Raw genomic sequence first — 17,281 nt, forward strand, 5'->3', positions numbered from 1 at the left:
GCGCCATGGGAATGGGCAAGTCCTTAAAGCACCATGAAATGGGAGCGTTCGGATGCACTGAGCACCAACCTGAAAAAAAAGGAATGATGCATGCGGACAGATTTGATTGCGATAGGTTGAACGATTTTCGGAAAAGAACGGACAAAACACCAGAATGGAACCCGATCAGCGTCCATTTTTATATTGGCGGTGTGGTCGCCAATCAACACCAATCATCTTGGGAAAATGACATTATTTGAAACCGAAAGATTGCTTGTTAAAAGATTGGAAATGGCGGACAGGAAGTGTTACGCTGAACTTTTTACCGACCCAAAAGTGTTACATCTCGTTCCCCAAAAGCCATTGACAGAGAATGAGATAAGGAACAGGTTTACACCAAATCTGACCCTAACGAAGATTGATTTAAGTTATCGGAAATGTGATTTTGGCCTATTTGTAAAAGGCCATGCCGAAATGATTGGACTTGCCCTGTTCCTGCTCAATGAAAAAGGGGAGAAAGAATTGGGGTACCGCTTTGGAAAGGCGCATTGGGGAAAAGGTTACGGAACGGAAACGACTAAAGGCATGCTGGATTACTATTTTAGCCAAATGAAGGTGAGCAAGGTTACAGCAGATGTAAATTTGGCCAATGTAGGTTCCGTCAAAATTCTGGAAAAGTTTATGAAACCCGTGCGGGAGTTCCATAACGAAAGAGACCATTGCACGGATAGGAGGTATGAAGTCCAAAAGAGTGATTGGCCATATTAATTTCGCCCGGCAAAGGGGTCTGGCCCTACAAGCGGTCCCTATCCCCCCGATAGGAATGAACACCACACGGCATCCACAGGACCCTACCCCAATCTTACAAAGTGCTTTATACCGTTCAAGTGGTAAAGGCAGTTGGCAAAAATGACACCAAGAACAAAAACAAAAGGCACCACCCCCAAAATAACTACCTTTACGGCCAAAATGCAGCAGCGTACATGAACCCATCATCTTCCGGCTGGATAGAGAAATTTGGCTCCTTGGTCCAAGGCCAACAACCACCTTACAGCAGTTTTGAGGCCCTTTACACGGACCTAAAAGCCAAAGGCTTTGTGTACGGGATAAACAATGCCGTTCCCACCTTCATTGTACAGGAACATCCCTTTTCCGAAGACGAAAAGGCAAAGATAAACCTCTTGTCAGCCTTGTACTTTACCTATAAACTCCGGTTTGGGGAGCATGGGTTTTACAAGTTCCTTGAAAAAGTGTTCCTTTTTTACCAGGCCTTGGAACTGGATCGGGTCTCCTTTATGGGCAAGCTGTTCCTGGGGAAAAAGACCAGCAGCAAACTGGAGAAATTGATCGCCTCACGCATTTATCTGGAAGATACCCTCTTGGGCAAGACCTTTAACAGTTTCATCACCAACTCCCTGTTGTTTGTGGATGTTCTGCTGTTCAAATCCTATTTGAACGGCACCCCGGACATAAAAAAGCACGCCCAACAATTGGAGTTCCTCACCATAAACGTGGCCCACAGCGCCCTGAGCTCACGCGAAAAAAGCGCCAGGGACGACCGTTTGGCAGAATTGCTCCAGGCCTCCCTGACCTATATAGACCGTGATGCCCATACTTTTAATGGGGCCTTCCGGGAAAAACTGCTCCAAAACAAATCGGTCTCCGAAAACCAGTACATCTTGGACATTGCCTGCCTTACCGTTTGGGAAGACAAGTCCCTGGAATACCAGGAATCTGAATTCATCTTTGCCCTGGGCAGGGACATGGGCTTTGAAAGGGTCCACATAGGAAACGCCCTAAAGGAAGTGACCGCATTTTTTATTGACAATGCGGAAAACGTTCCCTTTTTACAGCACAACAACCTGGCCGTACAATTCTATGACGGCATGGGCAAATTGGTGAACAAGCTCATTTTAAGGAACAGCAAACGCCTGCAAAAAGAACTGTCCGAGAGCGCGGAACTGGTGGCCCTGCTTTCCAAGAGCACCGTGAGGGACCTGACCCCCACGGAGAAGCGAAAGGTGCAGGACCAGTTGTTGGACATCTTCAAGAGCATTCCCTCCCTGGCCATTTTTCTCTTGCCCGGAGGCGCCATCCTACTGCCCCTGTTCATAAAACTGGTGCCCAAGCTACTGCCCTCTTCCTTTGATGAAAACAGAGTGGAAAAACCGGAAAAAGGCCCTGAACACCCATCATAGGAAAAATCTACACTTATTTATAACCTATTTTATTTCAGTGTTTTGATATAGATCACTCTAACCAAAGCTTGAAGTCTTTTACGCGCTCACGACTCACGATCACCTGGTGCTCCCGGAAGCCTTTCAGCTTCACCTGTAGGCGGGAATTGGTGTAGGCGATGATATCTGCAATATGGTTGATGTTCACGTAGAACTTACGGCTCACCCGGAAGAACATCTGCGGCTGCAACTCGGTCTCCAGCTGCTCCAGGGTGGTGTCCAAAAGGTAGTTGCGCCCGTCTGCGGTGGCCGCATAGGTGCCCTTGTTCTCACTGAAGAAACAGACCACATCATCTGCGTTGATGATCTTTAGGTGCTGCCCCACCTTGGCGGTAAAGCGTTTCTTGAAATCGCGCTCCAAGGGGTTCACCAGCAATTTTTTAATATCCTCAAAATCCACTGCCAAGGGTTTTGCCCTGAGCTCCCGGGACCTGAACTTGTCCACGGCCGCCTGCAGCTCCTCGTCATCAATGGGCTTCAGCAGGTAGTCCACACTGTTCAGCTTAAAGGCCTGCAGGGCGTACTCGTCATAGGCCGTGGTGAAGATAATGGCGCTTTCCACTGCCACGGCATCAAAAATCTCGAAAGACAGCCCATCGGACAGCTGTATGTCCAGGAAAATAAGGTCGGGGTGCGGGTGCCCCTTGAACCAGGCAATGGACGTTTCCACGGAATGCAAGAGGGTGGTCACTTCCACGCCCAGCCCTTCCAATAACCTGCCCAACCTTCTGGCGGCGGGCTTTTCATCTTCAACAATGATGGCTTTCATATCCTGTTCTTTTTTAGTGATTTCAGTCGTACTTTACGCAACCAATAGGCAATGTAGAAACTTCCCAGCACCGTGGGCAGGAACCAGCTCCATAGCGGGGGCAAGGTTTGATTTACGACCAAAAAGGCGGATACCGAAGCAATAAAGGCACCGGTCATTTTCCCCAAATGCACCCGGAGCCATACCTTGCGCAACTTTTTTGGGTGCGAAAAATCGCGAAGGTCCTTGGCACCAAACACCATGCCGGCCGCCCCAAAAACCGTTAGTACAATATTGGGCGCACCCGTAAGCAACAAGGGGTACAGCACCATGACCAGTCCGGTGACCAACATGCCCGCACTAATGGCCTTGTCCGCAGTAAGTTGTAACCCGGGCTTTTTAAAGCGGAGCGCCCGGTAACCTGAAAGGATCAGATATATGGTGAACAGCCCTATGCAGAACAAAAAAGCATTTTCGTGGCCCGGCATCAGGGCTATGACCAGCGAGGACAATGCCGAAAGAAGCATGGACCAATAGAACACTTTGCCACTGCCCTTGTGCAGTACGCCCCCTTTTGTGGCCACTATGGCCAAAGTACCGGCCAAAAGGGCCGTTCCGCCCAAAACAGCGTGAAGAATGATCAATAAACGTACCATTTGCTCCACTACTCCCGATCCATAAGTTCCTTGAGCTTTCGCTCTTCCCACTCCTTAACAAAAGCGGGTTTAAAACACCCCTCTGGCTTGGCTTTGTAGATAAAGACATAGACCGCGTGCACCCCCAGGCCCACGCCCCACAGGACCGGGGTGGCCAAGAGGTTCCAGCCGAACCAGCTCCCCAAATCGTGTTCCCCACCCGCCTTAAAGGCAACAAAATCGAAGAATTGCCATTTTATGGTCAATAGGATGATGTTCACCACCAAATACGCCCGTAGGTGCCGGTAAAACTTCTTTAACCGAAGCACTTGTGCCTTGGCTCTTTTTAACTTGGCCTCCATTGCATCGTTTTTCATCTCTTATTTATATTTTTGGGCTTCCCGCTCCTCTTGTTCCATATATTTCCTGATCTGCCGCTCTTCCCATTTGGCGGAAAAAAACAAGCGCTTGCCGTGGGCGTTAAGGCCGTGAAAGAACAGCCCTGTGCCCCACAAGAACCAAACCATGAAACTCCCCCAATCCAGCGCCTCCATAAAGGTATTGCCCTGTTGCATCTTAGTGGTGATGGCAGAAATGGTAATGGTGAGGCTCACCACCGCATATACCAAGGCGTGGGCATAAAAGGACTTGATCTTTCCCAACTGTGCTTTTGCCTTTTTAAGGCGGGCGGCATCCGTATCTAGCTCCATCGGTTCTTTCTTTCTTCCCGCTCCATAAGCTCCCTTATTTTGCGCTCCTCCCAGTCCTTGCCAAAGAACGGATTGAAATGGTACAATTTGGACGCCTGATAGACCAAGCTAAGGCCCCAACCAAACACCACCCAAAGAAACCAGGGATAGCTCCATTGGTTTGCCCAATAGTTGAGCACCGCAAGAAACACTATAAAAACCAAATAGGACAACACGCTGTTATAAAATGATTTAAGGTCCTCTACCCGTTCTTTTGCTTTAATATATTTGAACTCCTTGTCCTCCCCTTTCATTTTGATGTTATTTTTACGTGCAACTTCTTTTGTTCCGTAAGGTAACCCATTCTAGCTTTCATTGCGCGAAATGATTTCCCTGATCTTGCGCTCCTCCCATTTTTTGCCAAACAGGAGGTTTTGGCCAAAGACGCCCAAACCGTGTCCGGCCAGGCCAATGCCCCAGCCCACGGCGGGGAAAATGACCCAAGGGAAATTCACGGTATAAAAATTAAAAACCGCCAAGACACCAATGACCAGCACATACACCATAAGGTGCGAATAAAACCCCTTTAACTCCCCTACACGCTCTTGGGCGTTTTTGTAGGCAACGTCGTTCCTGTTTTCCATAATGATTGTTTTTTATTGAGCTTCGCACAACGGCCCGCTCGGTTATTGTTCCCCACAAAGATGCAAAGGATGCCATCGATTTTATAAAAAGGGTTACCCAACTGTCAATTTTTGGGAGCGTACCGTAAACGGCGTTTTTAACCCAAACATGAACAAAACGGTGGGCCGTAAAATGAGGCCGCCAACCTGCAATGCCCCCACAGGGGGGGGGACATCTGCACACATCCCTTAAAACAGCATGCGATTGACTCACAGTGGGTTAAAAATCGTCCTTCTCCATTAACTCCCGCAGCTTTTTCTCTTCCCATTTTTTGCCCCATAGGGGATGGTAACCAAAGGCCTCCATTCCGTGGGCCAGCAAGCCAAATCCCCAGCCCACCGCCGGAAAAAACACCCACGGGAAGCCAAATCCCGTGGTGTGGTAATTTAAAAAGGCCAAACCGGTGATGACAACCACATAGGAAAGGACATTGCCATAAAAACCCTTGATCTTGGCCACCCGTTCCTTGGCCTTTTCATAACGCTTGTCTTCAATATACGCCTTGGATGTCTCCATCCGATGCAGCTGTTGGGTGAGCATGGGAAGGCGAACCGTAAAAGCAGTATGGTCCTGGGCAATCTCCATTTGTCTGCCACTGAGCAGGGCGTAGCGCTGTTGGATGTTCTGCAAGCCCACACCACTGCCCTTTTTTACCACTTTTTTCTGCTGCAGGTTATTTGAGACCACCAAGGCACCCCCCTCTTCGCGCACATGGATGTGCAGGGGCTTGGTGGCCGTAATGACATTGTGCTTTACCGCATTTTCCAAGAGCAGTTGCAAGGAGAGCGGTACAATTTTGGCTTCTGGGTTCTCACTCGTCTCCGGAATGTTGAGCACAATGCTGTCCTCGAACCGCATTTTTAACAATTTCACGTAGGTGCGGGCAAAGGCCAGCTCTTCATCGACCGATACCAAGTCCTTATTTTTTTGTTCAAGAACGTACCTATAAACTTTTGAAAGTGAGGTGGTAAACTTTTGGGCCTGCCCGGGATCTTCCTCGATCAAACTGGTGAGCACATTGAGACTGTTGAAGAGAAAATGCGGATCCAATTGATTCTTCAACGCATCAAACTGGGCCGCCGTGGTACCGGCAATGATGCGCTGCTCCTTGACCTTGGTGTCCTGCAGGGCCTTGTAAAAATAAAAGGCATGCAAGATGGCCGATACCAAAATGGCAATGAAAAGGGTAAAAAGATAGTTGTCCAAATTTTCGCCCTGAAAAAAAGCATCGACCGATTGGCCATAAAAAACGATGCCGATCAGCAGGCGGGTAAGGCCAAAAGCAAGGACAGTGAGGAGAATGGATCCCACTGCACCGTACCACAGTCGTTTTTGGGTCTGGGTCTCCCAACTGAATTTCTGGCCAAGGTAATCATTGTAGTAAATATTGGTGGCCGTGATGACCAGGGCATATAGAAAGGTGATGGCCGCGTGCTCCAATTGGTCTGCCAAATGCACTCCCTCGTGCAAGGACAGCAGTACATTGACCAAGGAAACGCCCAACACAATGTAAAGGCTTACTTTGAGAATGGTTTTTAAAGATTGCATAAATGTAATGTATGATTTACAGCTCCTGGAAAACGTTTGCATCAAAGGGCATCTTAGCGCCCTTAAGGGACGGGGCCGACCCTATTTCTGCCATAAACATAAAAACGAGATGGTTTAAAGCCGCGTACTGTATCATGGGAGACCCCTTTATTTGCCAGACAGAACAAATCACCCCAAAAGATAGGCAATTATGGCCTCAATATTCGTTCTTATGGGTCATATTAAAAAATAAGAACCGCTGAACTGTATGTTTGGCAGACCGAAATGTGAAGGTCAAGGGAACCAAATGGGCGCGCTTTAGGGGATATTGAAGAAATTTTGGGGAGCGGTCCCTGCATAAGAAGGTCAGTCCGGTCTAACCCTATGGGTAATGCGCCTATTGCTGATCACTGTTGGTGGGGTGATGCCTAGCAGCGTTTCCTCGGAGACAATGGGCGGGCAGCTGGCGGCCGAGTTGGAGACCAACACCCTGTAGATATATCCATTTTTAGCTGTAGTGGCCCCAGCGGCCGTAATGGTGAGGGCCGGGCCCTGTGTACCCGTATAATCGGTTCCGTCCGCCAGGTTTACAAAGGAGGTGCCGCCATCGCTGCTCACCTGCCATTGGTAGGTGTCTGCATTGACGGCGGTAACGCCAAAGGACAGCACATTACCGCTATAACCGGAAACAGGGGTAGGCGGCTGTACTGTAATTATGGTACCGGAAACCGTTATGGTCTGGGTCACGTCAATGACATTGCTGGCCCCATCGGCTACCCTATAGGTCCGGGTTATGGTCTCGGGATTGCTCTGTCCGTCACTACTGTCCCCCAAATGGGTCACGGTCAAGGGGCCGGCACAGTTATCGGCCTCATCGTTCACTGCCAAGACATCCGGGGCCGGGACATCTGCTGTGCAGAACACGTTCACAGCGGGTAAATCGGAGGCCGTGGGCGCGGTGGTATCGTTAACCGTGATGGTCTTTACAAAAGGTGCAGAAGTGTTTCCGCTGGCATCTTGGGCCTGGTAGGTAATGATGCGCACAAGATCGTTTGGCGAGTTGTTAACGGTAACCACATCACCGATCTGGGACACAGTGACCCCGGTACAATTGTCCGTGGCCACCGGTGGCACAAAGGGCACACTGCCGCAAAGAACGGCAATACCGCCCGATGTGGGGTTAAAGCCAAAATTGACCCCGGGCCAGGCGATGTTCCCTCCCGGTATGCCGCTCCACGGGGCTATGGGCCCGGTTCCGGAGAGAATGAGGTCATAGGTACCATCTCCATTGTCAATTTCAGAATAGGTAAAGGCCGATGGGTTACTGAGTTGTGAGGGAACCAGTTGATAATTGGCGTTGGAGATGCGCACCTCCCAGTTTGGAATGCTGCTGCCGGTGGTGTTCTGCAGGCCAAAGCCCCAGGAAAACTGGTTTTCATTGAAAAAGGTGGTGTTGAGTCCGGTACAGGGTGCCAGTGCGGGCACCTCCGAGGCACACTGATAGTTTTCATCCAGGGCACCGGGAAGCGTTACCCAGGTGGGGGGAAGATTGTCCATCGTGATGGAGGTGGTGGCCGTGATGTTCAAGACCGGATCGCCCGGCATCCCGCCATACTCCACCACATAGCCCTGGGAAGCATAGGCCCCGCCCCCGCCCCTATTGGGCAGGTCGTTCCAAGCCCCTATGGGGGCCCCACCGCGAATCACGGAGGCAGCGGCAATATGGGCATAATCCTCACCGTTACTGCCCACATTATTGGGTTCCCCACCGTTCCAATTGGCATAGGTGATCTCGGTACCGTTGGCCAGACCGGTCCAGAACAAGGTGCCCTGCTCCGGTCCGGAAGCCCATCTCCATTGACCTTCCACCACCTCGTCCGTGGCCCCGATCCAACCAAAGCCACTGGCCTGGGCGCCAGCAAAATCGGCCTCTTCCTGGGAGGTCAAGGTCACCAAATAGCCCTGCAGGCCAAAATAGGTTCTGTTGGCGGCCGCCGTTAGGGCGTCTGACCACGTGATGCCCGCATCCGGAACAAATTCATAATAATGCTGTGTTGATGGAAGATAATTGGGCTCCCCCACGGTGATCGAAAACTGTCTTGTACCCGAGGGATTGGGGGCACTGCTGGAAAACTGCGTTGCCATGACAGCCGCTTCGAACTCGGTGTAGGATGCCGGGCCCGTAAGGGTGAGCTTGCCCTGGGCGGCATCCCAAGAGGCCGAGATATTGGGATGGCTCCCCGTGAGGGACAAGAGGTCTTCCCCGTTTACATACCCGGAGGAAATCTGGATATAAACGGCGTTGGTGCCGGTGTCATCCGGATCGGCAATGACAATGCTCTGCGCTATGGGCAAGGAGGTACCGGGGCAATAGGTCTGACTCCCCGTGGCCGTGAGCACCGGAGGCTGATTTGCTGGCGCGGGAACGCCAGTGACCAGCACATTGTCCAAGGTATAAATTTCATTGTTCGCGGTATTGTGGAATAAGGCCCTTAATTCCAATGAATTACCGGAAAGTCCATTTACGGAATACGATGGGGCTATGGGCTGGGAAAAGGAACCGGACCGGCTAAAGACCTGGGTCCAAGCTCCTGTATTTATCCGGTACTGCAGGGTGAAATTGTCCTGGGCCCCACCTGAATCATCCAAAGAACCAGAGGATATGGCACCAGTGTCCAAGGAAAGGGAAACATTGGTATAAGTACTGATGTCAATGGCTCCGGTGGCCCATACAACAGGGTTGGCCAATGAGGATGACACCGCGTTTCTGGTATCGCGGGCCCATAACTGCCCCGCCAACACCGCAGCGCCGGTTTGGGATGTCCATCCTGCGGAAGAAGTGCCCGTGCCCGTGCCCGTGAGCGTCCCGTTGGGATATAAAGAAAAATCCTCGCTCCAGATGGTGGTCTGTGCCAGGGTGGGCAAGGGCACCGACAAAAAGAGCAAAAGAGCCGCAAAAGTGCCTTTCCACTTGATTTTTAAGGCTATTGGCTTAGAATTCATCATCCTGGAATACATGTTGGACCCGTTTCCACAAAAACGGTTCTGCCATTTTTTATGGGCAAAAACTCTTGATTCCCCATTTCGCTCAGAACCCTAGGACGTAAGACTAAAAATATGTCCGATTACAAACACCCAGTAAGTAAGTTCCCGTAATTCGTAGCACCACAAATATAATCCTGCGTCTTACTTCTTCCAGTCCTAAGTCTGGCCAATACAATTTCCGTTTCCACAACATTTGTGGTAAAATCATAAAAACAAAAGAAGGGCTACCTCTTGCCGCAATGTTCAATTTAAAAAATCCTCCATAACCACAGCATGACTGTATTGCGCCGATGGCCCTTCCTCGTCCGGCCCCAAAAATAGCACTCCATCCCAAGGTGTGCAGAAATATGTTGTGTAAGACCTTATTTATATGGTAAAGAACCTTTTGGGTGTTGGCCATGGTCCAGAGCGATCGAAAAGGCAAGGGCCGCCACACATTGCCCATAACTATATAAACCGTACCTTCGCCGCTTATTTTATACTATGACATTCAAAGAACTCGGCCTGGCCGAACCCATTTTAAAGGCCTTGGAAACAGAAGGCTATACGCGTCCCACCCCCATTCAAGAACAGGCCATTCCCATTTTGTTGGGGGGCAAGGACCTCTTGGGCGTGGCCCAAACGGGCACGGGCAAAACAGCGGCCTTTGGCATTCCAATTTTGCACCATTTGTACGAGAGCATCTCCTTGCGCCAAAAACAACGCAAAATCAAGGCCTTGGTGGTGACCCCCACCCGGGAACTGGCCATACAGATCGGGGTGAGCTTTACGGCCTATGGTAGGCATACCGGCCTCAAGAACACGGTTATTTTTGGTGGGGTGAAACAAGGAAAGCAGACCCAGGCCCTGGAACGGGGCGTGGATATCCTCATTGCCACCCCCGGGCGGCTGTTGGATCTGATGGGACAGGGCTACATTACCTTTAGGGACCTGGAATACGTGGTGCTGGACGAGGCCGACCAGATGCTGGACATGGGCTTTATACACGACATAAAGAAAATCATTGCCAAGCTACCGCCAAAACGGCAATCGCTCTTCTTCTCGGCCACCATGCCCAAGGACATTGTGGACCTCTCCAGAAAAATGCTGGGCGATTTTGAGCGCGTGACCATAAAACCGGAACAGGCCACGGCAGAAAAGGTGGAACAGGGCGTTTATTTTGTGAGCAAAAAGAACAAGCCCAAACTCTTGGCGCACCTCTTGCAGGAGCGGCCCAATGATTCCGTTCTGGTGTTCTCGCGCACCAAGCACGGGGCCAACAAGATCGTGAAAAAATTGGCCCAGGCCGGCATTGGTTCCGCGGCCATACACGGCAATAAATCACAGGCGGCACGCCAAAAAGCCCTGGGCGATTTCAAGGACGGCAAACTTCGGGTACTGATCGCCACGGACATTGCGGCCCGCGGCATTGACGTGGAAGAGCTCTCCCTTGTGGTGAACTACGACCTTCCCAATGTCTCCGAGACCTATGTGCACCGCATAGGGCGCACAGGAAGGGCCAGTGCCAGCGGCATTGCCATTTCTTTCTGTGACAAGGATGAGAGGCCCTACCTCAGGGACATTGAAAAACTCATTAAGCAGGCCGTGCCCCGTTTGCCGGAGCACCAGTTCGTGGATGGGGACGATGATGGTGAAGACCCCGAACCGCAAAGACCGCAACAGGGCAACAGGGCCAATCCCAACAGGAACAGGAACCGTAACAAAAACAGGAGCGGCCAGGCCAACTACCGTGGGCAGAACAACCGAAACAAGTCCAGGGGCAGAAACAGTGCCGGAAGGTCCCCGCGAACGGACCGTTGAGCCTGAAAGGTTTCCCGCCACCAGGTGCCGCTTTGGGCAATGGAGCGAAAACGGACGTGCTCAGGGAACAAATGGCAGCAGATCAAAGGGTTCGCAAATGCCGCATCAACAGCTCCTTGTTGGGTTTGCTCAAGGGAATGCACTTTCTGTTTATCTCAAGATGGTCTTCGGCCACGGCATCCAACCGGGAAATGTTCACCATAAAACTCCGGTGCACCCTTAGAAATTTTGAGCTGGACAGTTTTTCGCCGATCGTTTTTAGGCTACTGCTCATAAGGTACTCCTTTTGCGTACAGACCACTTTGCAATAGTTCCGGTCTGCCTCCAGGTACAAGATATCGTCCAGCATCAACTTTACCATTCTCCCGTGGCACCTAATGAATATGCGGTCTGGCAAGAAGGTAACATCTGGGGATTTTTGCAGGGAACCGTCCTGGTTTAGCCCTTCCACCACCAGGGCCAGGGTACGCTGCAGATCCAGTTTGTGAAAAGGCTTGGACAAAAACGCTTTGGGGCGGGTGGCCCGCGCCTTCTCAAAAGTGGCATCATCGCTGTTTGCCGTTAGGTACACAATGGGGATATCGGCGTGCTGTTGTATGGCCCGTGCGGTTTCCACGCCACTGAGGTTTCCCTTAAGCTGAATATCCATAAGCACCATGTTGGGAGGATCTTCCTTGGCGTGGACTATGGCCTCCTCTCCCCTGGGCACAACGCCTTTTACTTCATAGCCCAACTGGGTAAGCTGCAGGGAAAGGTTTGCGCCTATGATCATATCGTCTTCCACAATGAGAATGCTCACTTTCTCCATTACGCCGCTTTTGATAATTGAAATTTAATATGAAAGGCCATGCCCCTATCGGAACGCAACTCCAGTTTACCATCCAATTGGCGCACCAACAAGCGTACCAGCCGGGTGCCAAAACCGGTACTGGGCAGCGTACCTGTCCCCGCCATGCCCACCCCATTGTCCTTGACCGTGAGCACCAGAAGGTCTGCCTTCCTTTCCAGGGCCAAAAAAATAACCCCCCGCCGATCATTGGGAAAGGCATACTTCATGGAGTTTGTGACCAGTTCATTTACAATGAGCCCAATGGGAATGGCCTTATCCACATCCAGTTCCAACTCTTTCATGCGGAGGTCCACGCCAATACGCTCCTGCTTTCCAAAGGAGTGCAGAATGTATTCCAAGAGACCCTCAAAATAATCCTTCATTTCCACGGCCGCCAGATTCTTGCCCATATAGAGTTTTTGATGGATCATTCCCATGCTCTGAACACGGTGCTGGCTCTGTGCCATCGCGTTCAAGACATTGGGATCGTCCATTTGTGCCGTTTGCAGGGAGAGCAGGCTGGAAACAATTTCCAGGTTGTTCTTTACCCGGTGGTGTATTTCCTTGAGCAGAAATTCCTTTTCGTCATTTTGCTTCTCCAAGAGCCTGTTTTTCTTTTTGTTGTTGGTAATGGCCTTGTAGGCCAGGGCCAGGAGCAACAACAGCAGTACGGTAACGGCGGTGCCCAAATTTTGCAGGGCCCGTTGCTTTTTTATCTGGGTTTCCTGTAAAAGAATGGTGCCTTCCTTTTTTACCAGATCATATTCCGTACGCAATTTGGAGATGCGCTGATCGGCCTCTGCGGTAAAGACTTGGCGCTTTAACGTATCGTACTCGGAAAAGGCCACATAGGCTTTCCCATAGGCCTGGGCACGGGCATGGGCCTCTGCCAGTTCCCTGTACGCTTCGCTCAAGAAGTAGGCATCACCAAAGTTTTCCGTGGCCACTGCAATGCATTTTTCAAGACTTTTTATGGCCTCGGTGGAGTTTTCTTGGGCGTTGTGCATTTTACCCACGGCCAAAAAGGAGCGCATGAGCATGAAGGCGTTGTCTAGAAGCTCGGCGTAGGCAACGGCCTTCTTACCGGCGCGGGAAGCTTCCCCGTATTCGCCCAAAAAGGCATGGAGCTCCACCAGCGAGATGTAAATGTCGCTCAGGTTGTTGTAAAACCCGTAACGTTCGCCAATGGTCACGGCTTGTTCGTAATAGCTCCGCGCCTCTTCATAACGCCGTAGGGCCAAGTAGTTGTTCCCCACCACGTAGAGGGTAAAATCATGGTCCAAATCGGTAATGCCCCTCCGTTCAAAAAGTTCAAGGGAACGTAGGCCGTACTCCAGACCGGCCTTAAACTTGGACTGTTTCCAAAAGAGGTTGGCCAAATCGCTGTAGGCAACGGCCATCGCCTTGAGATCATCCATCTCTTTGCCCAGTTCCAGGGCCTTGAGCGCATAATCGGCCGCTTTGCCCAACTGTCCCCTACGTTCGTAAACGTATCCCATTTGGGTGTATAATAAGGGAAGATCGGATGGCTGTACTTTTCCCTGGGCCAATGCCAGCACGGTCTGGGCACTGTCCAATGCTTCCATTCGGAGCAAAACGGCCCCTTGGGTGATCTGGAACCTGCCCTCCCAAAGGCTGTTCTTTTTTTTCAGGGCCAGCCGCAAGCCCTTCTCGGTAAACTGCATGGCCTTGGTAAGATTTCGGGTATGCCAGTAATAGGCAAGGTCATTGAGCATGGAGAAGCGGGTGGTATCCACGTTTATCCATTCCAGGTTTTTTTCCAGTTCATCCAAATAGGAAGCATCAAAGTCATCCGTGTCAACAAAGACTTTTTTGTAGGGGTTCTGGCTGTTCCAATCCACAATTTGCGTGAAACAAATGGACGGGTACAAGGTAACAAAAAGACAAAGACATAAAGTCTTGGGCGCAGTTATACTCATTTTTTTGGTTGTTCCTCACCGGGGGAAAATGAGTTATATGGGTAAGATACAACATTATGGCGTCTTTTTGGCAAAAGCTACAAATACCGTGGCCTGAGGGCAAAATTCGGCGGACTCGGGAGAACCTGGTACTCCCCGCTTGCCTGCTTGGGGCTCTAAGATGGTTTTTGAGGTTGGCTCAGGGCAAGCCAAGCTATGGCCCAAGAAACCCCCAAGGCGGCATGGCCTTGCACTTTTTTTGCCCCTTAACGATGGGAAAGTTAGCGGTATGGGGAACCGATACCCCGCCTTCAGAACAATACCAAAAGGCTTCTATTTTCAAGGATCATTGTATTGGCGTATTTTTAGATGATGAAACAACAACTTTTCATTTACGGAAGCGGCAGGCACACGGTACCCTTTCTAAAGTATATGGCCGAAGCCACCGGAAAACCGCGCCCCAACCTTGGCTTTTTGCCCACGGCCAGTGGGGACGACAAAGGGTACATCATAAGATTTTACGAGACCTGCAAGCACCTGGACGTGATGCCGCACGTTATTGGGGTCTGGGTCAACTCCTATGAACACCCCACAAGTTTTGAGGACCGCATAAGCCAGATGGATGCCATTGTGGTGGGTGGCGGAAACACCCTGAACATGCTGGCCATTTGGGAGGCCCATGGGATTGATAGCGCCCTGAAAAAGGCCTATGAAAATGGCGTAGTGATGGGCGGCGGGAGTGCGGGATCGCTCTGCTGGTTCAATGGGGGCACCACAGACTCACGTCCCGGAGCGCTGAGCATTGTCAAGGGATTGGCCTTTGTGAACAAGAGCCATTGCCCCCATTACAACTCGGAGCCTTCCAGAAGACCCCTTTATCACCAGAACATCCGCACGGGCAAACTCACTGATGGTTATGCCTGTGACGATAATTGCGCCATCCATTTCATAAACGGAATGGTGCACACTTCCCTGGCCTTGGACCAGGAAAGCCATGCCTATCATGTGTTCCTCAAAGAGGGCCAAGTACGGGAAGACAGAATTCCCAATCGGATCCTGGTCTGAACCAGCTCCCCAGGTCCTCTAAACGGCTGTGGCCCGTACCAAACCCAGTGGAACCCAACCGTGATTTCAGAAATTTTTGGCCAGCCTACAATGGCCCAAAAGGGCCCTTGAATTTTTTGGAATATCTTTAAACCATTCCCCCGCTCCATAAACAGGTACCCCCAACCAAAACCATACCGGCCAAATGGTAGCGCGCAGTCCACCTGCATGCCCTTGGACAACGCTCGATCAACCATATCCCCGCTTGGGACATAAAAACACCCCCTTCGTCCAAAACAGACCAAAAATGCCCCACCTAATCACGTCCTTTATAGAACAGAAAGCTTTCCAAACCTTATGGGGCATACCCTTAATCTAAAAAAACCAAAAACAGAACAAAATGAAAACAATAAGACAAACCATTTTTTCCGTAACCGTCCTTCTTCTGCTTCCCACACTGGTCGGGGCACAGGAACCAGAGGTGACCTTGGAATTCAACAATTCTAAAACCGCGATGCAGACCATGCAACAATACGTAAAAGCCCTGCACGACGGGGACGTGAATGCGATGGGAGCGCAATTGACGAATGATGTCATTGTTTTTGGCCTTGGTGGCGGCAGCGTCACCGATTCCCTGAATTTGGGACAACACCGCGAATATTTTACCAATAGCACCAGCAGTTATGACCACACCATGGGGAACATGCTGTATTTGCCCGTAAAAGTGACCAACAATTGGAACGCGGGGGAATGGATGTTGGCCTGGGGAGTAAACACCCTTAGAAACAAGGAGACGGGGAAGGAAGTGGCTGTGCCCTTTCACCTGGCCGCACTGGTAGATCAGGGCAAAATAGCGCGCTTAAACTTCTATTATGACACGATGAACATCATGACCTCACAGGGTTATTCCATACAGGAACCCACGAAATAACCAAGCGACCACAACCAGCAACGATCGCCAATAGCAAAAAACACAAGAAAGAAAAGATGGGTAGGTCCGTGCACGTTCGGGGGAACTCATGACACCGAGAAGGTTTTTGAATTAGCTTCTTTTTTAAGGAACCAATCCATTTTGTCATGGCCGGCCTACCCTTTTTATAAAAAACCAAATGAACCAAAAAAACATCACAAAATGAAAAAAACACTGATTATCTGCTTCATGCTGTCCGCAGGGACCTTGTCCATCCTGGCGCAAGAAGACCTTATCTTTGAAAGCGTTCTTCTTACCGTGCAGCCCAACAAAATCATTGAATTTGAAAAGGCCATTGCGGCCCACAATAAAAAATTCCATACGGAGGGTCCCTATGGGGCCCGGGTGTACAGCATTATCAGTGGGAAGAATACGGGGAAGTACGCCCTGATCATGGGAAGCCTGTCTTGGGGCGACCTGGACGGAAGGCCCAATTCCAAAGCGCACACCGATGACAACCAACAGAACGTGAACGCATATCTGGAAACAGAAGTGGACCTTAACTATATGAAATTCCATCCGGAACTGTCCCATTTCCCGAGGGACTTTGAAATTTCCAAATTGGCCGTGTACCTGTTCAACATAAAACGGTTCAAGCGGGCAGACTTTTTGGAAAAGGTGGTGAAAAAAGTGGTAAAGGTTTACAAAGAAAAAAGACCTGATGAGATTTATGGCATCTACACCAATGATGTCAGCGATACGGACGATATGGACTTTGCCTTTGTAAGTTTCTTTGACTCCATGGCCTGGATGGGCAAGGAACCCACGTTCAAAAGAGAGTTTGAAGAGGTGCACGGGGATGGGAGCTATGCCATGCTGTTGGACGATATGGAGGCCACAACCAATTCCGACAGAATGGAACTGCGCGAACTCAGAAAAGACCTGAGCGGCACCAGCGCCTTGGTGAAGGCCACGGACCGCCAGTGAACCAATTACAGCCAACCGCTATGTGCAGCTTATTGCAAAGCCTGAAGGTTCCTTTTCAGGTTTTGCAATTATCATTTGCAGCAAGGCACCAAAGGCCAAAATGATTTTAAAAAAAAAGGAGGGGCAAGCCCCATTTACGGAAAATTGCACTGGGCTTTGAGCTTGCATTTCAATACAGCTTTTTTGGTCATCGGTTCATTGAGGGCGCCGTTGCACCATAAAAGACAGTGTTTCCTATAAAATGTATA

At 50.4% G+C, this 17,281-nt stretch carries 17 protein-coding genes; 7 read left to right on the forward strand and 10 right to left on the reverse strand.

The features are described from left to right. The first annotated feature begins 5 nt into the window (after positions 1-5). From ACKWCC_RS10270 to ACKWCC_RS10280, 3 genes are all read left to right on the forward strand, one after another. Positions 6-239: a hypothetical protein gene (locus ACKWCC_RS10270; RefSeq protein ID WP_413995842.1), complete on the forward strand. Its 234-nt coding sequence runs from the start codon at positions 6-8 to the stop codon at positions 237-239. Then, the gene (locus ACKWCC_RS10275; protein WP_413995843.1) at positions 226-747 is read left to right on the forward strand and encodes a GNAT family N-acetyltransferase; all 522 of its coding nucleotides are present in this window, start codon (positions 226-228) and stop codon (positions 745-747) included. The genes ACKWCC_RS10270 and ACKWCC_RS10275 overlap by 14 nt, the downstream gene beginning before the upstream one ends. Before the next feature lie 215 nt (positions 748-962). After that, a complete protein-coding gene (locus tag ACKWCC_RS10280; RefSeq protein WP_413995844.1) occupies positions 963-2,177 on the forward strand; it encodes an LETM1-related biofilm-associated protein in 1,215 nt (404 codons plus the stop codon). Positions 2,178-2,229: 52 nt separating this feature from the next. Here ACKWCC_RS10280 and ACKWCC_RS10285 read toward each other — a convergent pair whose 3' ends face one another. From ACKWCC_RS10285 to ACKWCC_RS10320, 8 genes are all read right to left on the reverse strand, one after another. Then, on the reverse strand, positions 2,230-2,985 hold the full coding sequence (locus tag ACKWCC_RS10285) for a LytR/AlgR family response regulator transcription factor (protein ID WP_413995845.1): 756 nt from the start codon (positions 2,983-2,985) through the stop codon (positions 2,230-2,232). Further along, positions 2,982-3,608: a DUF2306 domain-containing protein gene (locus ACKWCC_RS10290; protein ID WP_413995846.1), complete on the reverse strand. Its 627-nt coding sequence runs from the start codon at positions 3,606-3,608 to the stop codon at positions 2,982-2,984. The genes ACKWCC_RS10285 and ACKWCC_RS10290 overlap by 4 nt, the downstream gene beginning before the upstream one ends. A 20-nt stretch (positions 3,609-3,628) precedes the next feature. Continuing rightward, positions 3,629-3,976: a 2TM domain-containing protein gene (locus ACKWCC_RS10295; protein ID WP_413995847.1), complete on the reverse strand. Its 348-nt coding sequence runs from the start codon at positions 3,974-3,976 to the stop codon at positions 3,629-3,631. 3 nt (positions 3,977-3,979) lie between these two features. Beyond that, entirely contained in the window at positions 3,980-4,309 is a 330-nt protein-coding gene (locus tag ACKWCC_RS10300; protein WP_413995848.1) for a 2TM domain-containing protein, read from the reverse strand. Further along, complete coding sequence (locus ACKWCC_RS10305) at positions 4,300-4,602, reverse strand: 2TM domain-containing protein (RefSeq protein ID WP_413995849.1); 303 nt, start codon at positions 4,600-4,602, stop codon at positions 4,300-4,302. The genes ACKWCC_RS10300 and ACKWCC_RS10305 overlap by 10 nt, the downstream gene beginning before the upstream one ends. A gap of 51 nt (positions 4,603-4,653) precedes the next feature. Next, complete coding sequence (locus ACKWCC_RS10310) at positions 4,654-4,932, reverse strand: 2TM domain-containing protein (RefSeq protein ID WP_413995850.1); 279 nt, start codon at positions 4,930-4,932, stop codon at positions 4,654-4,656. Between the two features lie 259 nt (positions 4,933-5,191). Next, complete coding sequence (locus ACKWCC_RS10315; RefSeq protein WP_413995851.1) at positions 5,192-6,520, reverse strand: 2TM domain-containing protein; 1,329 nt, start codon at positions 6,518-6,520, stop codon at positions 5,192-5,194. A gap of 345 nt (positions 6,521-6,865) precedes the next feature. Further along, positions 6,866-9,505, reverse strand: coding sequence for a C-type lectin domain-containing protein (locus ACKWCC_RS10320; protein ID WP_413995852.1), 2,640 nt, complete (start codon positions 9,503-9,505; stop codon positions 6,866-6,868). Between the two features lie 522 nt (positions 9,506-10,027). On the opposite strand from ACKWCC_RS10320, the gene ACKWCC_RS10325 reads away from it, so the two are divergent. Continuing rightward, the gene (locus tag ACKWCC_RS10325; RefSeq protein WP_413995853.1) at positions 10,028-11,344 is read left to right on the forward strand and encodes a DEAD/DEAH box helicase; all 1,317 of its coding nucleotides are present in this window, start codon (positions 10,028-10,030) and stop codon (positions 11,342-11,344) included. An 82-nt stretch (positions 11,345-11,426) separates the two neighbouring features. On the opposite strand, the gene ACKWCC_RS10330 is transcribed toward ACKWCC_RS10325, so the two are convergent. Both ACKWCC_RS10330 and ACKWCC_RS10335 read right to left on the reverse strand, forming a co-directional pair. After that, on the reverse strand, positions 11,427-12,152 hold the full coding sequence (locus ACKWCC_RS10330; protein WP_413995854.1) for a LytR/AlgR family response regulator transcription factor: 726 nt from the start codon (positions 12,150-12,152) through the stop codon (positions 11,427-11,429). Next, positions 12,152-14,035 (reverse strand): sensor histidine kinase, encoded by a 1,884-nt coding sequence (locus ACKWCC_RS10335; protein WP_413995855.1) that lies wholly within the window; start codon positions 14,033-14,035, stop codon positions 12,152-12,154. Before ACKWCC_RS10335 ends, ACKWCC_RS10330 begins: the two co-directional genes overlap by 1 nt. Positions 14,036-14,464: 429 nt before the next feature. On the opposite strand from ACKWCC_RS10335, the gene ACKWCC_RS10340 reads away from it, so the two are divergent. The 3 genes from ACKWCC_RS10340 to ACKWCC_RS10350 all read left to right on the forward strand — a co-directional run bounded on the left by ACKWCC_RS10340 (position 14,465) and on the right by ACKWCC_RS10350 (position 17,033). Next, positions 14,465-15,157 carry a Type 1 glutamine amidotransferase-like domain-containing protein gene (locus ACKWCC_RS10340; RefSeq protein ID WP_413995856.1) on the forward strand — a complete coding sequence of 231 codons (693 nt, stop codon included), beginning with the start codon at positions 14,465-14,467 and terminating at the stop codon, positions 15,155-15,157. Positions 15,158-15,536: 379 nt separating this feature from the next. After that, positions 15,537-16,067, forward strand: a complete 531-nt coding sequence (locus ACKWCC_RS10345; protein ID WP_413995857.1) for a nuclear transport factor 2 family protein — start codon at positions 15,537-15,539, stop codon at positions 16,065-16,067. 201 nt (positions 16,068-16,268) lie between these two features. Beyond that, the gene (locus ACKWCC_RS10350; protein WP_413995858.1) at positions 16,269-17,033 is read left to right on the forward strand and encodes a hypothetical protein; all 765 of its coding nucleotides are present in this window, start codon (positions 16,269-16,271) and stop codon (positions 17,031-17,033) included. The last annotated feature ends 248 nt before the right edge of the window (positions 17,034-17,281 follow it).

Source organism: Maribacter aquimarinus (assembly GCF_047345505.1).
Classification (GTDB): domain Bacteria; phylum Bacteroidota; class Bacteroidia; order Flavobacteriales; family Flavobacteriaceae; genus Maribacter.